General features: G+C 72.6%; 17 protein-coding genes, 1 pseudogene and 1 riboswitch. Of the genes and pseudogenes, 15 read left to right on the top strand and 3 right to left on the bottom strand.

Annotated features, from left to right (window positions below; all coding sequences use genetic code 11):
* Nucleotide 1: 1 nt before the first annotated feature.
* The 14 genes and pseudogenes from AB0K21_RS13255 to AB0K21_RS13190 all read left to right on the top strand — a co-directional run bounded on the left by AB0K21_RS13255 (nucleotide 2) and on the right by AB0K21_RS13190 (nucleotide 13,172).
* The gene (locus AB0K21_RS13255) at nucleotides 2-1,021 is read left to right on the top strand and encodes an MlaD family protein (RefSeq protein WP_343963750.1); all 1,020 of its coding nucleotides are present in this window, start codon (nucleotides 2-4) and stop codon (nucleotides 1,019-1,021) included.
* A gap of 4 nt (nucleotides 1,022-1,025) precedes the next feature.
* The gene (locus AB0K21_RS13250; RefSeq protein WP_343963748.1) at nucleotides 1,026-2,084 is read left to right on the top strand and encodes an MlaD family protein; all 1,059 of its coding nucleotides are present in this window, start codon (nucleotides 1,026-1,028) and stop codon (nucleotides 2,082-2,084) included.
* Entirely contained in the window at nucleotides 2,084-3,109 is a 1,026-nt protein-coding gene (locus AB0K21_RS13245; RefSeq protein WP_364149697.1) for an MlaD family protein, read from the top strand. The genes AB0K21_RS13250 and AB0K21_RS13245 overlap by 1 nt, the downstream gene beginning before the upstream one ends.
* Nucleotides 3,106-4,209 carry an MCE family protein gene (locus AB0K21_RS13240; protein ID WP_364149695.1) on the top strand — a complete coding sequence of 368 codons (1,104 nt, stop codon included), beginning with the start codon at nucleotides 3,106-3,108 and terminating at the stop codon, nucleotides 4,207-4,209. The genes AB0K21_RS13245 and AB0K21_RS13240 overlap by 4 nt, the downstream gene beginning before the upstream one ends.
* A gap of 53 nt (nucleotides 4,210-4,262) precedes the next feature.
* The gene (locus AB0K21_RS13235; RefSeq protein WP_343963742.1) at nucleotides 4,263-5,303 is read left to right on the top strand and encodes an MCE family protein; all 1,041 of its coding nucleotides are present in this window, start codon (nucleotides 4,263-4,265) and stop codon (nucleotides 5,301-5,303) included.
* Entirely contained in the window at nucleotides 5,300-6,637 is a 1,338-nt protein-coding gene (locus AB0K21_RS13230; protein ID WP_343963740.1) for an MCE family protein, read from the top strand. Before AB0K21_RS13235 ends, AB0K21_RS13230 begins: the two co-directional genes overlap by 4 nt.
* 4 nt (nucleotides 6,638-6,641) lie before the next feature.
* Nucleotides 6,642-7,472: a hypothetical protein gene (locus tag AB0K21_RS13225; RefSeq protein WP_364149693.1), complete on the top strand. Its 831-nt coding sequence runs from the start codon at nucleotides 6,642-6,644 to the stop codon at nucleotides 7,470-7,472.
* A gap of 79 nt (nucleotides 7,473-7,551) precedes the next feature.
* On the top strand, nucleotides 7,552-8,115 hold the full coding sequence (locus AB0K21_RS13220; protein ID WP_343963736.1) for a MarR family transcriptional regulator: 564 nt from the start codon (nucleotides 7,552-7,554) through the stop codon (nucleotides 8,113-8,115).
* Between the two features lie 59 nt (nucleotides 8,116-8,174).
* On the top strand, nucleotides 8,175-8,855 hold the full coding sequence (locus tag AB0K21_RS13215; protein ID WP_343963734.1) for an LppX_LprAFG lipoprotein: 681 nt from the start codon (nucleotides 8,175-8,177) through the stop codon (nucleotides 8,853-8,855).
* Entirely contained in the window at nucleotides 8,855-10,411 is a 1,557-nt protein-coding gene (locus AB0K21_RS13210; protein ID WP_364149690.1) for an MFS transporter, read from the top strand. Before AB0K21_RS13215 ends, AB0K21_RS13210 begins: the two co-directional genes overlap by 1 nt.
* 231 nt (nucleotides 10,412-10,642) lie before the next feature.
* Entirely contained in the window at nucleotides 10,643-11,059 is a 417-nt protein-coding gene (locus AB0K21_RS13205; protein ID WP_343963730.1) for a pyridoxamine 5'-phosphate oxidase family protein, read from the top strand.
* A 16-nt stretch (nucleotides 11,060-11,075) separates the two neighbouring features.
* A pseudogene (gene cbiT / locus AB0K21_RS13200) lies at nucleotides 11,076-11,678 on the top strand (precorrin-6Y C5,15-methyltransferase (decarboxylating) subunit CbiT); the annotation flags it as partial.
* Nucleotides 11,675-12,424 carry a precorrin-4 C(11)-methyltransferase gene (cobM, locus tag AB0K21_RS13195; protein ID WP_364149688.1) on the top strand — a complete coding sequence of 250 codons (750 nt, stop codon included), beginning with the start codon at nucleotides 11,675-11,677 and terminating at the stop codon, nucleotides 12,422-12,424. The pseudogene cbiT and the gene cobM, both read left to right, overlap by 4 nt.
* Before the next feature lie 7 nt (nucleotides 12,425-12,431).
* Entirely contained in the window at nucleotides 12,432-13,172 is a 741-nt protein-coding gene (locus AB0K21_RS13190) for a cobalt-precorrin-6A reductase (protein WP_364149686.1), read from the top strand.
* On the opposite strand, the gene AB0K21_RS13185 is transcribed toward AB0K21_RS13190, so the two are convergent.
* The 3 genes from AB0K21_RS13185 to AB0K21_RS13175 form a co-directional block, all read right to left on the bottom strand.
* Nucleotides 13,160-14,683, bottom strand: a complete 1,524-nt coding sequence (locus AB0K21_RS13185; protein WP_364149684.1) for a precorrin-2 C(20)-methyltransferase — start codon at nucleotides 14,681-14,683, stop codon at nucleotides 13,160-13,162. The two genes, AB0K21_RS13190 and AB0K21_RS13185, sit on opposite strands and share 13 nt — an antisense overlap.
* 97 nt (nucleotides 14,684-14,780) lie before the next feature.
* Nucleotides 14,781-15,407 (bottom strand): precorrin-8X methylmutase, encoded by a 627-nt coding sequence (locus tag AB0K21_RS13180; RefSeq protein WP_343963722.1) that lies wholly within the window; start codon nucleotides 15,405-15,407, stop codon nucleotides 14,781-14,783.
* The gene (locus AB0K21_RS13175) at nucleotides 15,404-16,825 is read right to left on the bottom strand and encodes a precorrin-3B synthase (RefSeq protein WP_364149681.1); all 1,422 of its coding nucleotides are present in this window, start codon (nucleotides 16,823-16,825) and stop codon (nucleotides 15,404-15,406) included. Before AB0K21_RS13175 ends, AB0K21_RS13180 begins: the two co-directional genes overlap by 4 nt.
* Nucleotides 16,826-16,840: 15 nt before the next feature.
* Nucleotides 16,841-17,045: riboswitch (cobalamin riboswitch) on the top strand.
* Nucleotides 17,046-17,076: 31 nt separating this feature from the next.
* Here AB0K21_RS13175 and cobN point away from each other — a divergent pair.
* Nucleotides 17,077-20,733: a cobaltochelatase subunit CobN gene (cobN, locus tag AB0K21_RS13170; RefSeq protein WP_343968921.1), complete on the top strand. Its 3,657-nt coding sequence runs from the start codon at nucleotides 17,077-17,079 to the stop codon at nucleotides 20,731-20,733.
* Nucleotides 20,734-20,742: the final 9 nt, after the last annotated feature.

The raw sequence follows: 20,742 nt of genomic DNA, 5'->3' as shown, positions 1-20,742 counted from the left end.
GATGGCGACCAGGGGCGAGGTGGCGCTGCCGATCAGACTGGCGATCTCGGTCGCCGTGCTGCTGGTCCTGGCCGGATCCGTCCTCCTGGTGGTGCGGGGTGCGGCCGAGGTGAGCGGCACCCGGCTGAGCGCGGTGTTCACCCGTTCGGGCCAGGGCCTGGACCCCAACTCCCCCGTCAAGATCCGCGGCATCACGGTGGGCGGGGTCAGCTCGGTCACCCTGAACCGGCAGGGCCAGGCCGTGGTCGCCATCTATGTGGATCCCGGGGTCAGGGTGCCCCAGAGCGTCACCGCCACGATCGAGCCGAGCTCGGTCTTCGGCCCCAAGTTCGTCAACCTCGTCCCCGGCTCCGGCGAGACCTCCGGCCCCTACCTGCTCAGCGGCGCGGTCATCACCAGGACCGAGGCCCCCTCCGACCTGTCGGACTCCCTCACCGACGCGTACGAGGGGCTGAAGGCGATCGACCCGCAGGACGTCACGACCATCGTGCACACCCTTGGCCGGGGCCTGGACGGCAAGGGTCCGCAGCTGCGGGCGATCGTCGACGACGCCGGGAAGATCATCGGGGTGGCCCATCGGCACCGCGCCGACTTCCGGCGGTTCATCGGCGACGCCGGGGACCTCAGCACGTCCCTCGCCGACAAGGGCGACGAGCTGGTGGCCATCTCCGCGAACACCAACGTGATCACCCCCGACCTGCTGAAGCGGGCCGACAAGGTACGCGCCCTGCTCAAGGAGTTCGACGATCTCTCCCACCTGAGCGCGCACGGTCTGCGCAAGCACCGCGGCGACCTCAAAGCCGCCGTCAACTCCGGTGAACGCCTCGCCTCCCTGCTGTACGCGCAGCTCGGCATCGTCGGGGACGGTGTGCGAGGGCTGAACCAGCTGCTCTCCGCGCTCAACGACCTGGCCTCGGGGCAGGGCCCGAACGGTACCGCCCAGATCAAGATGGAGACCTTCATCTCGACGGACGTGTGCGAGCTCTTCGTCGGCGCGTGCGGCTCCACGAAGGGCGGGTGAACGCGTGGCCGGATCCGCGGAGCAGGTTCAGCGCCGCTGGACACTGGGCAAGTTCGCGCTCTTCCTCCTGGTGACGGGCACGCTGATCATCCTGATCGGCGGCCAGATCGCCAGGGTGAACGTGGGCGACTCCTACAGCCTCGTCGCCACCTTCGACGACGTCTCCGGTCTGCACGAGGGAGACCAGGTGAAGATCGCGGGTGCGCCCGTCGGGCAGGTCGGCACGATCGAGGTGGTCGCCGGCCGGGCCGAGGTCACGCTCAACGTACGGACGGACGTCCGGGTTCCAACCGACAGCTCGGCCTCGATCCGCTGGCGCAACACGATCGGGCAGCGGGTGGTCTACCTGGAGCCGGGCACCGCGGACAGGACGCTCGGCGACGGCGCCCGCGTGGAGCGGACGAGTTCGGTGGTCGACATCGGCGAGCTCGTCAGCGACCTGGGCCCGCTCACCCGCAGCCTCGACCCCGAGCAGATCAACCGGTTGCTGACCGCGGCGGGCGAGGCGCTGGACGGCAACCAGGAGAACATCCCCAAGCTGGTCGACAACCTCGACGACCTGACCGGCACGATCGCCGAACGCAAGAAGGTCATCCAGGGGCTGCTGGAGGACTACGCCACGGTGACCGACGTCGTCGCCCGCAGGGACCGGCAGATAGCCCAGCTGGTCGACAACCTGGTCGCGCTGACCGGCGCGTTCGCCCGTAACCGCGAACTGGTCGACGACGCCCTGGTGGAACTGTCCACCACGGTCAGGGTCAGCGACCGGGTGCTCGGCGCGAACTCCCAGGAGCTCGGCCGGGTGGTGGGCCGTCTGACCCGGTTCACCGGCGGCTTCCGGCGCAACATCGGCGGTGTGGAGAAGCTGCTCGGCACGCTCCCCCCGCCGATGCGGCGCTCGTTCCAGGTGACCGCGCAGGGCGACTTCGTCACCGCGTACGTGCCCTGCTTCGCGCTCGGCCCGCTGCCCTGCCCGTACCCGATGAAGAGCCCTCCGCCGCTGCGCGGCTCCTTCAAGCTGTCCGACACCGGTGACCTTCGGCGGGTTCTGGTGGGGCCCTGATGGCGCTCAAGTCGTTCCGCGACCGCGACAGGACCCTCGTCGGCCTGGTCTCGATGGCGGTCCTCGCCGTCGTGCTGGCCGTCACCTTCCTCATCGGCAACCTGGGGCTGCTGGAGGGGGGATACACGATGTCGGCGGTGCTGCCCGACTCGGCCGGGCTGCGTTCCGGCAACGACGTCCGGGTGGCGGGGGTGACGGTCGGCAAGGTCACCGGGGTCCGTGCCGACTACTCCCAGGGGCACGTCGTGGTGACCTGGAGGGTGGACGACGGGATCAGGCTCGGCCCGCAGACCCGGGCCGAGATCGCCCTGTCCAACCTGCTGGGCGGGCGCTACGTCAGGCTCACCGGGCCGGTCACCCGCCCGTACATGGACGAGCTGCCCGAGGAGCAACGCCGGATCCCCATGTCCCGGACGAGCACCCCCGTGCTGATCACCGACGCGCTCAAGGACGCGACCCGGCTGGCGCAGCGGCTCGACACCGACTCCGTCGACAAGCTGCTGGCCGAGCTGGCGGAGCTCAAGCCCGCCCGCCAGGGCAGGGTCAGCAGGCTGCTGGACAACATCGGCGAGCTGTCGGAGATCATCAGCGAGAGCGAGCCCCAGCTGCGGCGGCTGCTGGACAACGGCAACAAGATCATGGATGTGCTGGAGAAGAAGGACGCGCAGATCGGCCGCCTGATCGACTCGATCGAGGTCATGCTCAACGAGCTGCGACTCCGCCGTGACGAGCTGAAGTCGCTGCTCGGCGACGGCAGCGACCTGGTCGGCAGCATCACCACCCTGGTCAACCGGCACGAGAAGGACCTGATCACGGTGCTCGACGACGTGACCGCCATCAGTAACCGCCTCGACTCCACCAGCGGCAAGAACCTCAACTCGGTTCTCGCCTGGGTCGGCCCCACCTTCTCCGGGCTCGCCGCGGCCGGCGGTCACGGGCCGTGGGTGGAGGCCATCGCCACCGGGCTGGGACCGATCGACCCCGAAGTGCTCGCCGCCATCCGCAAGGACAGGAACAGCCGTTGACAGCACAGGGACAGCAGGGAGCGAGCCGCCCGCACCGCGCCCGCGCCGCGGCGCGGCCCCCGGCGCGCAGGGGGATCGCGGCGCTGCTCGCAGGAGTGCTGCTGGCCTCCACCGGAGGGTGTTCGCTGCTGCCGGGCGGGGCCGGCCCCTACCGGCTGACCGCCTACTTCAGCGCGGCGCCCTCGCTGTACGAGCAGGCGAAGGTCAAGGTGCTGGGCCTGGACGCGGGAACCGTGCAGAAGCTCACGGTCGAGGGCGACCGGGTCCGGGCGGACCTGCTGATCGACGGTGAGGTACCGCTGCCCGCCGATGTCAACGCCGTCGTGGCCGCACAGAACACGCTGGGCGAACGGAACGTGGTGCTCCACCCGCCCTGGACGCCCGGCAAACCGAAGATCGCCCCCAATACGGTGATCCCGCTGGAGCGGACCGACCTGCCGGTGGAGATCGACGACGCCCTGGAGGCGTTCACCAAGCTCACCGACGCCCTCGACACCGACAAGATGGGCGATGTGGCCGGCAACCTGGCCGACACCGTCAGGGGCCGGGGCACCCAGATCAACGGCGCGCTCGCCGACGCCGCCGCACTGACCCGCACCCTCGCCGGGCAGGACGAGCAGCTGATCGAGCTGGCCAAAGGACTCAACCGGATCGCCACCAACCTCAACAGGCGTGAGAAGCAGGTGAAGACCACCATCGACGCCTTCGCCGAGGCCGGTGCCACCCTCGCCGACGAGCGGCAGCGGATGAAACGCTTCATCACCGGCCTGGCGGAGCTCGTGCAGCGCGGTGACGTGCTGATCGAGGCGTACCAGGAACGGCTGCCCAGGGGGGTGGCCAACTTGGCCGAGCTGGTGCTGACCCTCAAGGTCAACAGCGAGTCGGTGGCCGAAGGTATCAGGAGCACCAGGAAGTTCCTCGACAACATGATCCTGTCGTGGGACAGGAAGAACCACGTGCTCAAGATCCGTGTGGTGCTCAACGCCCTGACCCGGGCCTGGCTGACCCCGCTCTTCGAGGCCCTGGGCCTGGGCAGGGTGCCCTGCCTGCCGGGAGAGCTGAGCAACTGCCCCTGGCAGAAGAACGGGAAGGGCCGCTGATGGGCGCGGTGGTACGGGATCGGACCGAGAGTCCATCGGCGCCACCGCCGGGCATGGGACGAAGGATCGCGGACCGGTGGCGGTGGTGGACCCGCCCGGCCGCCGGGCTGGCCGTGCTCTGGCTGGGCACGGCGTGCAGCCTGCAGACCCTGGGCGCGCCGACCGGCGGGCTCACCCTGACCGCGACCTTCGACGACGTGCAGAGTCTGGTCGCCGGGCACAGCGTGCAGGTCTCCGACGTGCGGGTGGGCAGCGTGACCGACATCCGGCTGGAGGGCTACCGGGCGAAGGTCACCATGTCCATCGAGGACGGCAACCAGGTGCCCGAGGGGACGAGCGCCGTCGTCGCCAAGACCTCGATCCTCGGCGAGAACTACGTCGAACTGGATCTTCCCGAAGGACGGGACATGACGACGGGGCCGTTCCTGCGGAACGGCTCGGCCATCGCCGTGACCTCCGTCAAGCCCGACATCGAGCAGGTCACCGAACGGGCCGGGCCGCTCATCGACGCGCTCGGCGCCCAGGACGTGAACGCCGTCCTGGACGCGGCGGCGACCGGGATCGGCGGCAAGGGCAAGGACCTCAACCGGCTCCTGCGGCAGACCACCGAGGTCACCACCGCCTACGCGCAGTCCCGCGAGGACCTGGCCCGTACCATCGACGGCCTGGCCAGGCTCGGCGACGAACTCGCCAAGGGCACCGCGGAGCTGGACCGGCTGCCCGGCACGCTCGCCGACGCCACCACCCGCCTGAACCACGGCCGCAGGCACATCAAGAAGACCCTCAAAGAACTCACCGCGCTGGCCCGCGAGGCCAACGACACCATCTATCCCAGGCACGAGGCCCGGCTGCGCACCCTGCTGCGCGAACTCGACGCGGTCTCCGCCTCCGCGGTACGCGGCAAGGAGGACCTGAAGCTGCTGGTGAGCCGGGTGCAGAGCTTCCTCGACCAGCCACCGCTCGTGGTGAACGGCCAGTTGCTGATCTCCGTGTGGCTGAAAGGACTGCTGGTGTCCGAGCCGAAGAAGAGCGAGCGGCCCCGCCTGCCCAACTCGGTGGACGACTTCCGCCTGCTGCTGGGGCCGCCGCGATGAGGAACCGCATCTGGATCAACCTCGGCTTCTTCGTGGTACTCGGCGTCGTGATGACCGTGTGGGCGTTCACCACCATCATCAAGCTCGACCTCGTCGAGCGGCCGTACCGGATCAACGCCGAGTTCCTCTCCTCCCCCGGCCTGGTGGAGGGCTTCGACGTGGCCTACCTCGGTGTGCGGATCGGCCGGATCAGCGGCGTGCAGCTGGCCCCCGGCAAGATCGTTGTCGCGCTGAGCATCGATCGCGGGGTGCGACTGCCCCGGGACGTCACCGCCGAGGTGCGCCGTAAGTCCGCCGTCGGCGAGCCGTACGTGGAGATCTCCCCGCCCGAAGGCGGAGCCGGTGGGGGCGCCGTCCTGGCCGCGGGCGCCACCATCCCGCTGGCCAGCACCTCGGTGCCGCTCGACTACCGGAAACTGTTCGACGGAATCGGCAAGCTGCTCGACGCGGTGCCGGCCGAGGACGCCCGGACCATCGTGGGAGAGCTGGCGGCCGGGCTGAACGGGCGGACGACCTCGATCCGGGAGATCGTCGACAACGCGCACGACCTCACCGCGACCCTCGCCGACAACACCGACGTGCTGGACGAGCTGTCGGTGCAGCTCACCAGGCTCACCGGGACCCTGGCGGGCCGACGCGAGAAACTGTCCGAGGGGGTGCAGGACCTGGCCGGGGTGACCCAGGCCATCCGCGACTCCCGCAAACAGCTGAACGCCGCCCTCGACCACGGACCGAGCTTCTTCCGGCAGGTCAACACCCTGCTCACCACCGCGCGCCCCGGCCTTTCCTGCGTGCTGACCGCCGGAGGCATCAAACCCGGCAAGGTGTTCGGCGGCGCCGCCCCCGACAACGTCAACCGCCTGCTCCGCAACATACCCACCGCACAGGCGCTGCTCGCCGACGTGGGCGACAGGCAGGCCGGCGGCCTGTACGGCAGGACCGCGTTCATCTTCAGCGTCCCCGGCGGCCCCAAGGCCGCGCGGGAGTATCGCAACCCGCTGGCTCCCCCGACGATTCCCAAGCTCCGTACCTGCCCGAAGGGGCCCGCGAGCAAGGTGGCGGTCGGAAGGGACGAGGAGGCTCCCCGCGACGAGAACACCGAAGGAACCGCCGACGACTCGGCGGACGGAGCGACCGCCGAACCAGGCGACGCGACGCCGGCGCCCGAGGAGAGCCAGGAGCCGGTACCGGCCGCGGACGCCGACCGGACCCCGGAGTCCTCCCAGGACATGACCCCCCTCATCGTTGCGATCTTCGCCGCGGTCGTCGTCTCCGGCGGTGTGCTCGGCTGGATCGCCGTCGGCCGGGCCTCCCGCCGCCGTGAACAGGAGTAAGCCCTTGACCCCCACCCCCCGCACGTCGGAACAGCGCCGGCACGACCCCGCCGAGGACACTCCGGACCAGGACCGGGAATCCGCTGAGGAGACGGAGGCCGGACCCTCCACCGGGACGAGCGCGGAGGAGGACGCTCCGGTTCCCGAGCAGAAGCAGGGCCAGGAGGCCGCTGACGAGACGAAGGCCGGACCCTCCGCCGGAGCGAACGCGGACCCCGAGCGGGAGCACGGAGCCGCGGACCGGGAAAAGAGCGGATTCAGCACGTGGCGCGGCAGGCTGGCCGGTGCCGTCGCGGTCATGCTGTTCGCGGCGACCGCGACCACCGCGGTGCTCCAGTGGACGGCCGCCGACCGGCTGGCGCGGGAGAAGGCCGACCGCGGGGCGGTGTCCACCCGGGCGGGCGAGTTCGCCGTGGCCCTGCAGACCTACGACCACACCGACCTGCAGGCCTACCGCGACCGGGTCTTCGCCATCTCCGGCGAGGACTTCGAGAAGACCTACAACGAGGCGTTCAGCCCGCTCGAAAGCGTGATCATCACGATGCGGGCGAGCTCTTCGGCCTCGATCCGCGGCGTCTACGTCTCAGGGGTCGGCGAGGGCAGGGCGAAGGCGATCACGGTGGTCGACTCCCAGGTCACGAGCACGGCCGGGACCCGGCGCATGCTCGGCACGTACATGGAGCTGAGCCTGATCAAGACGGGGGGCCAGTGGAAGGTGAACGCGGCCACGGTGATGGGCGCCGCCGAGGAACTGGTCACCGACCCGAACGGCGAGACCGCCGAGCCGTCCCCGACGTCATCCCCGGCACCGTCGCCGAGTAAGAAGAGCGATTGACGACGGAGAGAACCCCCTCCGGCCGCGCTGACGCCGCCTACCACGAGTGATCGGCGCCTTCTGAGGTAGGTTCTGATCCATGACCCTGCAGCAGGCCTCGCCCGGCGAACGGAGTGGTCGGCCGGGGGGCGGACCCGCCGAAGTCACCGGCGCGGGGAACGAGAGTGGTGAGCGACCGGTGAACGACGAGACGCCTCGCTGGCTGTCGTCAGTCGAGCAGCGCGCGTGGCGTGCCCACCTCGCCGCGCACAAACTCCTCGAACACCGCCTCGACCGCGAACTACAGCCCTTCGGGCTCTCGGTGAACGACTACGAGATCCTGGTGAACCTGTCGGAGACCCCCGGGCACCGCATGCGGATGAGCGACCTGGCGGACGCCACGATCCAGTCCCGCAGCCGGCTGTCGCACCAGATCTCCCGGATGGAGAAGGCCGAGCTGGTCGCCAGGGAGACCTGCGCCGATGACCGGCGCGGCACCTTCGCCGTCCTCACCGAGCACGGCTGGGACACCATCAACAGGGTCGCGCCGCACCATGTGGCCGGCGTACGCCGGCATTTCATCGACCTGCTCACCGACGATCAGCTGATCGAGCTGGAAATCGCCTACGCTCCGGTGGTGGAGCACCTCAAAAACTTTCGCTGACGCGAAACCGATACCGCCCGTACTCCCTTACTAGACCACGCTGTCGTTACGATCCGCCCATGTCTGCTCGCCGGATCTTCATCGCCGCGGTGCTCACCGCGTGCTCCCTGGTCACCGCCTGCAGCGGCGGCAACGCCTCCGACGCTACGACGGCCCTCCCCAGCGGAGCCGAGCTGGTCAAGAAGTCCGCGGAGGCGACACGTGCCGTGAAGTCGGCGACCTTCTCCATGGAGACCGAGGGCACTCCCGCGGTGCCGGTCAAGAAGGCCTCCGGCCGCCTCAGCGGGACCGGCGACGCGGACGGCACCATCCAGATCGACGTGGCGGGCAGCCTCCAGGAGATCAGCTTCGTGCTGATCGGGGAGACCGTCCACTTCAAGGGGGTGACCGGAGGCTTCCAGAAGATGTCACGGAGCCAGCTGGCGGCGATCTACGACCCGTCCGCCATCCTCAACCCGGAGAGGGGCCTCGTACAGTTGCTGAGCAACGCGCTGGACCCGAAGACCCAGGCGGCCGAGAAGGTGAACGGCGTCGACTCCTACCGGGTCTCGGCGACGCTCTCCCAGCAGGTGCTCGCCACGATGGTGCCCGGCCTCGCGCAGAGCGTGGACGGCACGCTCTGGATCGACAAGACCACCAGCCGCCTGCTCAAGGCGGATCTGCCACTGACCGGCGGCAAGGTGATCGTGGTCTTCGGCGACTACGACGTGCCGGTCCAGGTCACCGCTCCGGCCCAGTGATGGCGACCCGCGCCGTCTCGGAGGACGGTGGCCGGACGGCCCGGCGACGGGCCGCTCTCGGCGTCGGCGGCACCGCGGTGCTGCTGGCGGCGCTGGACGCGTACGTCGTGGTCACGGTCCTCGTCGACATCGCCAAGGACGTCGACGTCCCGCTCAACCACATGGAGCGGGCCACCCCGATCGTCACCGGCTTCCTGCTCGGCTACATCGCGGCCATGCCGCTGCTCGGCCAGCTCTCCGACCGGTACGGCAGGCGCCCGCTCATCCAGCTCTGCCTGGCGGGCTTCGCGGTGGGCTCGGTGGTCACCGCGCTGGGTGAGACGGTGCCCTGGCTGGTCGCCGGACGGGCCCTGCAGGGGGTCGCCGGCGGTGCGCTGCTGCCCATCACCATGGCTCTGATCGGAGATCTGTGGGATGAGGACGAGCGTCCGGTGGCGCTCGGCGCGGTGGGATCGGCCCAGGAGCTCGGCAGCGTGCTGGGCCCCCTGTACGGCGCGGCCCTCGCCGCCCTGGTCCCGCCCACCCTCCAGTTCGGCGGCGTGCAACTCGGCGGCTGGCGGTCGATCTTCTGGCTGAACATCCCGCTGGTGGCCCTGGCCGCGGTCGCCGTACATCGGTCGGTGCCGCCCCCCGGCCGTGACCGGAGCGGCGCCGGCGGCAGCCGCGTCGACGTGGTCGGCGGGCTGCTGCTGGCGCTCGCGCTCGGCCTGCTCGTGGCCGGTCTCTACAACCCCGACCCGAGCAAGGCGGTCCTCCCGCCCTGGGGCCTGCCGGCGATCGTCGGCGGGGTCGTGTCCGGCGCCGTGTTCGTCGCGTGGGAGACGCGTGCCAGAACCCGGTTGATCGACATGGCGGGGGTGCTGCGCGGCCCGTTCTTCGCCACGCTCGGAGTGAGCTTCCTGACCGGTGCCGCGCTGCTGGTCACCCTGGTCGACGTGCAGCTGTCGGCCCAGACCCTGCTGCGCCTGGACACCCTGGACGGCGCCCTGGTGCTGTCGCGCTTCCTGGTCGCGCTCTCGGTGGCCGCTCTGGTGGGCGGCCTGGCGTCCCGCCGGTACGGTGAGCGCGCGGTGACGGTGATCGGGCTGGCGCTGGCCGCGGTCGGCTACGTGCGCATCGGCCAGTGGCCACTGGACCTCGCCTCGGCCGGGTACCGGATGGACGCCGACCTGATCGTCGCCGGTCTGGGTCTGGGTCTGGTGATCGCACCGGTCTCCTCCGCGGTGCTGCGCGCCGTCCCCGCCGTCCAGCACGGGGTGGCCTCGGCGGCGGTGGTCGTGGCCCGGATGATGGGCATGCTGCTCGGTGTCGCCGCGCTGTCCGCCTGGGGCTTCCACCGCTTCCAGTCCCTCACCGCGGACCTGGACACACCGCTGCCCTTCGGCGTGGACCCGGCCGTGTACGCCACCCGGCTCGCCGAGTACGAGGGGAAGGTCAGGGCGGCGCTGCACACCGAGTACAGCGAGATCTTCCTGATCACCGCCGCCCTGTGCGGGGTGGGCGTGCTGGTCGCGCTGCTGCTGCCGAGCGGGTCCGGGTCGTCCGACCCGGTCTGATCCGGTCTGATCCGGTCTGATCCGGGCGGCGGCCTCGCCCACGCGGTACCCGGCCCGGTGCCGCTCGGGACCCTGGCCTCGGCCGTCGCCTCCGTCTCCAAGTACACTCTGGCCCCGCCACGGGTGACGTGCGGCGTGCCCCGCCCGGCACCGGGAGGGGGCGGCACCCCGCGACGGTGTGACGGGGGTTCGTCACCGGGCGAACGTACCGACGACCATTGGGATGATGTGATGCTTGTGGGGGCCACGCGACCGGACCTGGCCGGACTCGGCGAGGGATTCGACGCGTTCTGGCATGAGCGGCACCTGTGCACGCTGACCACCGTCCGCTCCGACGGGACGCCGCACGTGGTGCCCGTCGGGGTGACACTCGACGCCGGCACGGCGATCGCCCGGGTCATCACCTCGCGCGGGTCGTACAAGGCCCGGCTGGTGGCCGCCGCGGGTCCGGCGGGCGCGCCGGCCGCCGTCTGCCAGGTCGACGGGCGGCGCTGGTCCACCCTGGAGGGGCGTGCGGTGCTCCGGGACACCCCCGAGGAGGTCGCCGACGCCGAGCGCCGGTACACGCTGCGCTACCGCGCCCCCCGGGTGAACCCCGACCGTGTCGTGATCGAGATCCAGGTGACCCGGGTGCTCGGCAATGTCTGACCCGGGACACGTCCCGCTCCCCCGCGTCCCCGGGCTGCCGGACGAGGCGTTCGAGCACGACGGGCAGCTGACCAAGCGCGAGGTGCGGGCGGTCACCCTGTCCCGCCTCGCGCCCGTCCCCGGCGAGCTGCTGTGGGACGTCGGCGCGGGTGCGGGGAGCATCGCGATCGAGTGGATGCGCTGCCATCCCGCGTGCCGGGCCGTGGCGGTGGAGAGCCGCCGGGACCGGGCGGAGCGGGCCGCGCGCAACGCCGCCGCACTGGGAGTGCCCGAGCTGGAGATCGTCGTCGGCGCGGCCCCCGGCGCGCTCGCCGGGCTGGCCACGCCCGACGCCGTCTTCGTCGGCGGCGGCGCGACGGCCCCCGGGGTGCTGAGCACCTGCTGGGCGGCGCTCAGGCCGGGCGGCAGGCTGGTGGTCAACGCGGTGACCCTGGAGTCCGAGGCGGTGGTGGCCGACTGGTACGGCAGGTACGGCGGGGACCTGGTGCGCCTCGCGGTCGGCCGCGCCGCCCCGGTCGGCGGCTTCACCGGCTGGCGGACGATGATGCCGGTGACCGTCTGGTCATCGGTCAAAGAGTCACCGGTCAAAGAGTCACCGGTCAAGGAGGAGGAGTCTTGACGGCCAGGGTGCGTTTCGTCGGAGCGGGTCCCGGAGCCGCCGACCTCGTCACGGTGCGCGGCCTGCGGGTGATCGCCTCGTCCCCGGTGTGTCTGTACGCCGGATCGCTGGTGCCGCGCGAGCTGCTGGACGACTGCCCGCCCGGGGCACGGCTGGTGGACACGGCCGGGCTCACCCTCGACGAGATCGTCGCCGAGATGGCCGGCGCGCACGCGGCCGGGCTGGACGTCGCCCGGCTGCACTCGGGCGACCCCTCCGTCTTCAGCGCGATGGCCGAGCAGATGCGGCGGCTGGACGCGCTCGGCATCCCGTACGACGTGGTGCCGGGCGTCCCGGCCTTCGCGGCCGCGGCGGCCTCGCTGAAGCGGGAGCTCACCGTGCCGGGAGTCGGGCAGTCCGTCATCCTCACCCGTACGTCCGCGCGTGCCACGCCGATGCCGCAGGGCGAGGAGCTGGCCACGCTCGGCGCGAGCCGGGCGACCATGGTGCTGCACCTGGCCGTGCAGCGGATCGAGGCGGTCGTCGCGGAGCTGCTCCCCGCCTACGGCGCCGACTGCCCGGTGGCGGTGGTGGCCCGGGCGAGCAGGGACGACGAGGTGATCCTGCGGGGCACCCTGGCCGACATCGCCGAGCGGGTCAGGGCCGCCGGGGTGCTGCGGACGGCGGTGATCGTGGTCGGGCGGGTGCTGACGGCCTCGGCGTTCCCCGACAGCCACCTCTACTCGGCGGACAGGTGCCGGGGGTGAGCGGCCGATGCGACGCCTGCTGATCCTGGGCGGCACCGCGGAGGCCAGGGCGCTGGCCGCCCGGCTGGACGGGCAGGCGGATCTGCACGTGGTGTCCTCGCTGGCGGGACGGGTCGCCAACCCCAGGCTCCCGGTCGGCGAGGTGCGCGAGGGTGGATTCGGCGGCCCCGAGGGGCTCGCCGGGTGGCTACGGGAGCACGCGATCGACCTGGTCGTCGACGCCACCCACCCGTTCGCCCGGCGGATGACCGCCTCGGCCGTCGCGGCCTCCGCCGGCACCGGGGTGCCGCTGCTGGTGCTGCGCCGCCCCGGCTGGCAGCAGGGTCCGGACGACGACTGGCGCTGGGTGCCCACGCTTGAGGCCGCCGCCCGCCTGCTGCCCGAGCTGGGGAGGCGGGTCTTCCTCACCACCGGCCGCCGCAGCCTGGCCGCGTTCACCGGCCTTGACCTGTGGTTCCTGGCCAGGTCCGTCGATCCGCCCACCCCACCGCTGCCCGGCCGGACGGTGGTCGTGCTCTCCCGGGGGCCGTACACCCTGCGCGGAGAGCTGGAGCTGATGCGCGAGCACCGCGTCGAGGTGCTGGTGACCAAGGACAGCGGCGGCGAGATGACCACCGCCAAGCTGGCCGCCGCTCGGGAGCTGGGGCTTCCGGTGGTCATCGTACGGCGGCCGCCGGTTCCCGGCGGTGTCCCGCTGGCGGACACCGCCGAGGCGGCCGCGGCCTGGGTGGAGGCTCAGGCCGGGTAACGGCGCGGGGTGTAGACGACGGGCCGTCCGCCGCGTTCGGTGAGCCGGGTGGTGGACGAGCCCACGATCAGCAGGCAGCGCATGTCGATCGCGGCGGGGTCGAGATCGGCCAGTTCCACGACGCGCACGCTCTCCTGCGGGCCGCCGACATCCCGCCCGATGACGACGGGCGTGCGCGGGGAACGGTGTTCGAGCAGCAGGTCGCGCATGGCGGCCACCTGCCAGGTCCGGCTCCGCGAGGCCGGATTGTAGATCGCCAGCACCAGGTCGGCCCGTGCCGCGGCGGTGATCCGGTCCGCGACGACCTCCCACGGCTTGAGCAGGTCGGACAGCGACAGCACGCAGAAGTCGTGGCCCAGCGGGGCCCCGGCGCGACTGGCCACCGCCTGGGCGGCGGTCAGGCCGGGCAGCACGCGTACCTCGACATCGGCGAACCTCGGCTCGGACGCGACCTCGAGCACCGCGCTGGCCATGGCGAACACCCCCGGATCACCCGAGGAGACCACGGCCACCCGCGATCCGGCGGCGGCCAGCCCCAGCGCGTGCGCGGCGCGCTCGGCCTCGACCCGGTTGTCCGTGGGGTGGCGGCGCTGGCGCGGGTTGGGCGGCACCCGATCGAGGTAGGGGCCGTAGCCGATCAGCTCGTCGGCCCGGGCGAGGGCGTCCTGCGCCTCGGGGGTCAGCCACGGCCGCCCGGCGGGGCCGAGTCCCACCACGACGACCTCGCCGCGCCGCTCGTCTCCGGCCTGCTCCTCGCGGTCGGCCGCGGCCTTCGCGGAGAACGGCGTGAGCGGGCTGGGCAGCAGCGCGAGGGAGAAGTAGGGGACCGACTCGGGGTCGACGTCCGCCAGCGGCTCGATGCGCTGCTTGCCGGTGGTGGCCCGCTCGACGTACCAGGCATCGTCGAGACGACCGGCCTCGGCGAAGGCGGCGCGGACCTTCTCGAAGGTCCTGCCGAGTTTCAGCACCGCGGCCGAGTCTGCGGCGGCCAGCCGCTCGGCCAGCACGTCCGCCGGGAGCGTGCCGGGCAGCACGGTCAGCGTCTCGTCCCGTTCGACCAGCGGGCGGCCGAGCACCGCGGCGGCCCCGCTGACCGAGGTCACTCCCGGCACCACCTCGGTCGGGTACCGGTGCGCGAGCCGCTTGTGCATGTGCATGTAGGAGCCGTAGAAGAGCGGGTCGCCCTCGCAGAGCACCACCACGTCGCGTCCGGCGTCCAGGTGCGCGGCCAGCCGCACGGCGCAGTCGGCGTAGAAGTCGTCGAGCGCGCCCTGGTATCCGCCGGGGTGGTCGGTGGTCTCGGTGGTCACCGGGTAGATCAGCGCCTCCTCGACCTGGTCTCCCCGCAGGTAGGGCAGCGCCACCGACCTGGCGATGCTCCGCCCGTGCCGGGCGCTGTGGTAGGCGATCACGTCGGCCGCACCGAGCAGCCTGGCCGCCTTCACCGTCACCAGCTCCGGGTCTCCCGGCCCCAGCCCGACCCCGTACAGGCACCCGAGACCCTCGCTCAACCCGCTCACTCCCCCTCACCCGCGACCGCGTTGACGACAGCCGCCGCCATCGCGAGCCCGACCCCGCACCGGCACCCGAGATCCCCGCTCAACCCGCTCACTCCTCCTCACTCGCGACCGCGTTGACCGCGGCCGCCGCCATCGCACTGCCGCCCCTGCGCCCGTGCACCACCAGGTGGTCGAGTCCGGCCGGGTGCTCGGCCAGGGCCAGCTTCGACTCCGCGGCCCCGATGAAGCCGACCGGCACGCCCAGCACCGCCGCCGGGCGTCCGGCACCCTCCTCGACCAGTTCGAGCAGGCGGAACAGTGCGGTCGGCGCGTTGCCGATCGCGACCACCGCGCCGTCGAGCCGGTCGCGCCACAACTCCAGCGCCGCGGCGCTGCGGGTGGTGCCCAGCCGCAGCGCCAGCTCCGGCACCCGCGGGTCGCCGAGCGTGCAGATCACCTCGTTCGCCTTCGGCAGCCGCCGCCTGGTGACGCCGGAGGCGACCATCATGGCGTCGCACAGCACGGGCGCGCCGTCGCGCAGCGCCCCGCGCGCCGCCGTGACGACTCCCGGCGACCACGCGAGGTCGTTGACGAGGTCGACCATGCCGCAGGCGTGCACCATGCGGACCGCGACCTGTGCGACGCCCGGCGGCATGCCGCCGAGGTCCGTCTCCGCGCGGATGGTGGCGAAGGAGCGGCGGTAGATCTCCGCTCCGTCCCTGATGTAGTCGATCACTTTCCCTCTCTGGTCGCCGCCACCGCGGCGCTCGTCTGCTCGGCGTCGGCGAACGTACGGCTCACGCCGTCCGCCTCGACGCGGTATCCGTCTCCGGTCGCGACCACGTCCACGACCTGGCCGCGCGGGCGTCCGCATCGCCGCTCGCAGCCCGACCAGTGCACGGGAAGCGCACGGGTGCGGCTCCGCGGGGGGCGGACGCCGTCAGGACCGCCCGCACCGGACTCGGAGCCGGTGCCGCCGTTCGCGTGCACACCCGCGTGGACGTCGGCGTGGACGTCGGCGAGGGCCTTCGCGCATCCGGGCCGGCCGACGCAGGCGGTCAGGCCCAGCCACGGTGACGCCGGGTCGCCGACCAGGCCCGCGTCCGCGAGCGCCGCCCGCCGGCCGTCGACCTCCCGCGGCGGCAGGTCGGGGACGACGATCGTCCGCCACGGCGTCACCCGGACCTCTCCCCCGCCGTGCTCGGCCGCCCGGGCGAGCGCCTCCAGCTGGGCCGCCGTGAGCCGCCCGAGCGCGGCGAGAACGGTGAGGGCCGATCTTCCGTCACGCTGTGCGATGACCCCGACCGTGCCTCCCCCCGCCGTCCGCGCCCGTCGTACGGCGGGGGCGGACAGCCGGAGAGCCGGCTCCGTCCCGAGAACGCGGGCCGAGACCCGTCCTGGACCGTCGGTCAGCTCGGCGAGCCGCCACGCGCCCGACCCCTGCTCGGCGCGCTCGGCCAGGAACGCCTCGGCGACCGCGAGCATGCCGGTGACGGCGGAGGAGACGGGTGCGCGCAGCCCCCGGTCGGCACCGGCGAGCAGCAGCGCCACCTCGGAGACGTCGTCCACCGAGGCGTCCACCGGTTCGACCGGCAGCAGTGTGACGTCCGCGCCGAGGGCCGCCATGTCGCCCGAGCCGTCGTCGAGCGCGAAGAGGAACCGGCCGGGCAGGTCGGCGAGCACGGGCCGGGCGCGGAGTTCCCCGTCCAGCCGGGACACGAGCGGACGGACGTCGAGCAGGCTCGCGGGTGCCCGCCCGGCCAGGGGTGAGGCCACGATGTTGCGTACCAGCTCATGCGTGGCCGACGGCAGCAGCCCGGCGGCGGCCAGCCGCACGGCGAGGTCGGATGCCGGGGAAGGCCGCCGAGCGTCGTCCGGAACGCGCGCGTCGCCGGGTGCCGGACGCACGGCGGGAAGGGGCTCGCCGTCCTGCGGCGGGAGGCCGCGCACCTGGAGGTTCGCCCGGGAGGTCAGCTCGATCACGCCGGATCCGAGCTCCCGGGCGGCGGCGGCGACCACGCGGAGCTGACCCGCCGTGAGCGCCCCGCCGGGAATCCTGATCCGTGCCAGGCCGCCGTCGGCCGCGGCGTGCACCTGGAGCGCTCCGGGACACGCGTCGGCCCGGTTTCTTCCGGGAGGGTCGGTTATTGACACGCAGTGGATGGTAGCTCCCATTTCTTTACGGATGTCCGCCTGGCATAGTGTGACCTAGGCGACGGCGCAGGGAGGAAGCCGGTGTGAAACCGGCGCGGTCCCGCCACTGTAACCGGGGAGCGAACCCCACCGAAGGCCACGGTCCGGTAACGGACGGGAAGGCCGGGGTGAGCGTTGATCCGGGAGCCAGGAGACTCCTGCCGTCGCGATGACGACGACCCGGGGCGAGGACCCCGAGGGAGGACTTCCGCATGCGTTCCGTGCCGCCCACCCCACGATCGGCCGCACCGCCCGCGCCACCCGCCGTCCTGCTGCTGTCGACCTCCGACACCGACCTGCTCAGCGCGCGGACGAGCGGCGCGAACTACCGGCTCGGCAACCCGGCGCGGCTGTCCGCCGAGGACCTGCCCGCGCTGACCGAGGGCACGGACCTCGTGGTCGTGCGGCTGCTCGGCGGCCGGCGGGCATGGCAGGACGGGCTGGACGCGCTGCTCGCCGACCGGCGGCCCGTCGTGATCCTCGGTGGCGAACAGGCCCCCGACGCCGAGCTGATGGAGCTGTCCACGGTGCCCGGCGGGGTCTGCGCCGAGGCGCACGCCTACCTCGCGCACGGCGGTCCGGCGAACCTGGCCCAGTTGCACGCCTTCCTCTCCGACACGGCGCTGCTCACCGGGTACGGCTTCGCACCGCCCGCGCCCACCCCGGGCTGGGGCCCCCTCGAACGTGTCGCGCGACGCACCGAGGGCCCCGTCATCGGAGTGCTCTACTACCGCGCGCACCACGTCGCGGGCAACACCGCCTTCGTCGAGACGCTCTGCCTGGCCATCGAGGAGGCGGGCGGCCAGGCCCTGCCCGTCTACTGCGGTTCCCTGCGCAGCGCCGAGCCCGGCCTGTTCGACACGCTCCGGGCCGCGGACGCCCTGGTGGTCACCGTGCTCGCCGCCGGGGGCACCCGTCCGGCGACCGCCTCGGCGGGCGGGGACGACTCCGCGTGGGACGTCGGCGCGCTCGCCGAGCTGGACGTGCCGATCCTGCAGGGCCTCTGCCTGACCACGGGAAGGGACGCCTGGCGGGAGAACGACGACGGCCTGTCCCCGCTCGACGCGGCCTCCCAGGTGGCGATCCCCGAGTTCGACGGGCGGATCATCACCGTGCCGTTCTCCTTCAAGGAGGTCGACGACGAGGGTCTGACCGTGTACGTGGCCGATCCCGAGCGGGCCTCGCGGGTGGCCGGCATCGCGGTACGGCACGGTCTGCTCCGGCACGTCAGGGCACCGGAACGGCGGATCGCGGTGATGCTGTCGGCGTACCCGACCAAGCACTCCAGGATCGGCAACGCGGTCGGCCTGGACACACCGGCCAGCGTGGTCAGGCTGCTCACGGCCATGACGGAGGCCGGGTACGACCTCGGAGACGGTTTCCCCGGCGTGGCGGAACTGGACGGCGACGCGCTTATCCACGCGCTGATCGCGGCGGGCGGCCAGGACCGGAACTGGCTCACCGAGGAGCAACTGGCCGCGAACCCGGTGCGGATCCCGGCCGCGCGCTACCGGGCGTGGTTCGAGACGCTGCCCGAGGACCTGCGGCACGGCGTCGAGGCGCACTGGGGGCCGCCGCCGGGCGAGTCGTTCGTCGACCGGAGCCGCGATCCGGACGGCGAGATCGTGCTGGCCGCGCTGCGCGCGGGCAACCTCGTGGTGATGGTCCAGCCGCCGCGCGGCTTCGGGGAGAACCCGGTCGCCATCTACCACGACCCCGACCTGCCGCCGAGCCACCACTACCTGGCCGCCTACCGGTGGCTGGCCGACGACTTCGGCGCGCACGCGATCGTGCACGTCGGCAAGCACGGCAACCTGGAGTGGCTGCCCGGCAAGTCGGCGGGGATGTCGGCCTCCTGCGGCCCCGACGCGGCGCTCGGTGACCTGCCGCTGGTCTACCCGTTCCTGGTCAACGACCCCGGTGAGGGCACGCAGGCCAAGCGGCGGGCGCACGCCGTACTGGTCGACCATCTGGTGCCGCCGATGGCCCGTGCGGAGACCTACGGCGACATCGCCCGGCTGGAGCAGCTGCTGGACGAGCACGCCTCGATCGCGGCCATGGACCCGGCCAAGCTGCCCGCCGTCCGGGCGCAGATCTGGACGCTGATCCAGGCCGCCAGGCTCGACCACGACCTGGGCGTCGACGACCGGCCGCAGGACAGCGGGTTCGACGACTTCCTGCTGCACGTCGACGGATGGCTCTGCGAGGTCAAGGACGTCCAGATCCGTGACGGCCTGCACGTGCTCGGCGACGCCCCCGAGGGGAAGGCCCGCGTCGACCTCGTGCTGGCCATGCTCCGCGCCCGCCAGATCTGGGCCGGTCAGGAGGCACTCCCCGGCCTGCGTGAGGCCCTCGGCCTGGCCGAGGACGGCGGCGCCGCGAGGGTGAGCGTGGACGAGGCCGAGTCGCTGGCCCGCGCCCTCGTCGAGGGCATGGAGGAGCGCGGCTGGGATCCGTTCGCCGTCTCCCCCGTCACCGCGTCCGTCCTGGCCGGCGGGGGTGACCGCGGCTCCGGGGTCCTGGCCGCCGTGGAGAAGGTGCTCGGGTTCGCGGCCGGGGAGATCGTGCCCCGGCTCGCCAGGACCACGGACGAGATCGGCGCGGTGCTGCACGCGCTCGACGGCGGTTACGTCCCCGCCGGGCCGAGCGGGTCACCGCTGCGCGGGCTGGTCAACGTGCTGCCGACCGGGCGGAACTTCTACTCCGTCGATCCCCGGGCGGTGCCCAGCAGGCTGGCGTGGGAGACCGGGCAGGCCATGGCCGACTCCCTGCTGGAGCGGTACCGCTCCGACACCGGTGAGTGGCCGCGCTCCGTCGGGCTGTCGGTCTGGGGCACCAGTGCCATGCGCACGGCGGGCGACGACGTGGCGGAGGTGCTCGCGCTGCTCGGCGTGCGGCCGGTCTGGGATGAGGCGTCCCGCCGGGTCAGCGGCCTCGAACCGGTCCCGCTCGCCGAACTCGGCCGGCCCAGGATCGACGTGACCGTCCGGATCAGCGGGTTCTTCAGGGACGCCTTCCCGCACGTCGTCACCATGCTGGACGACGCGGTACGGCTGGTCGCGGGCCTCGCGGAGACCGCCGAGGAGAACTACGTGCGGGCGCACGCCGACGCCGACCTGGCCGCGCACGGCGACGAGCGGCGGGCCACCCTGCGGATCTTCGGCTCCCGGCCGGGTGCCTACGGTGCGGGCCTGCTGCCGCTGATGGAGAGCGGGAACTGGCGCGACGACGCCGACCTGGCCGAGGTGTACGCGGTCTGGGGCGGCTTCGCCTACGGCCGCGACCTCGACGGGGCACCGGCCCGGCAGGACATGGAGAGCGCCTACCGGCGGATCGCGGTGGCCGCGAAGAACGTCGACACCCGCGAGCACGACATCGCCGACTCCGACGACTACTTCCAGTACCACGGCGGGATGATCGCCACCGTGCGGGCGCTCACCGGCCGGGCGCCCGCCGCGTACGTGGGCGACAGCACCCGCCCGGACGCGGTGCGGACCAGGACCCTGCACGAGGAGACCGCGCGGGTCTTCCGTGCCCGGGTGGTCAACCCCAACTGGCTGGCGGCGATGCGCAGGCACGGGTACAAGGGCGCGTTCGAGCTGGCCGCCACCGTGGACTACCTGTTCGGCTACGACGCCACGACGGGCGTGCTGGCCGACTGGATGTACGACAGGCTGGCCGCCGTCTACGTCCTGGACCCGGAGAACCGGGCGTTCATGGCCGCCTCGAACCCGTGGGCGCTGCACGGCATCGCCGAGCGGCTGCTCGAGGCGGCCGACCGGAAGATGTGGGAGCACCCCGACCCCGAGATCATGGCGGCCCTGCGGGAGGCGTACCTCACCGTCGAGGGCGACCTGGAGGACCGCTGACCCGCCCCG

It is taken from the genome of Streptosporangium sp. NPDC049248, assembly GCF_040678965.1.
GTDB classification, from domain to species: Bacteria; Actinomycetota; Actinomycetes; order Streptosporangiales; family Streptosporangiaceae; genus Streptosporangium; species Streptosporangium fukuiense.
This window is presented reverse-complemented; position numbering and strand designations above follow the sequence as displayed.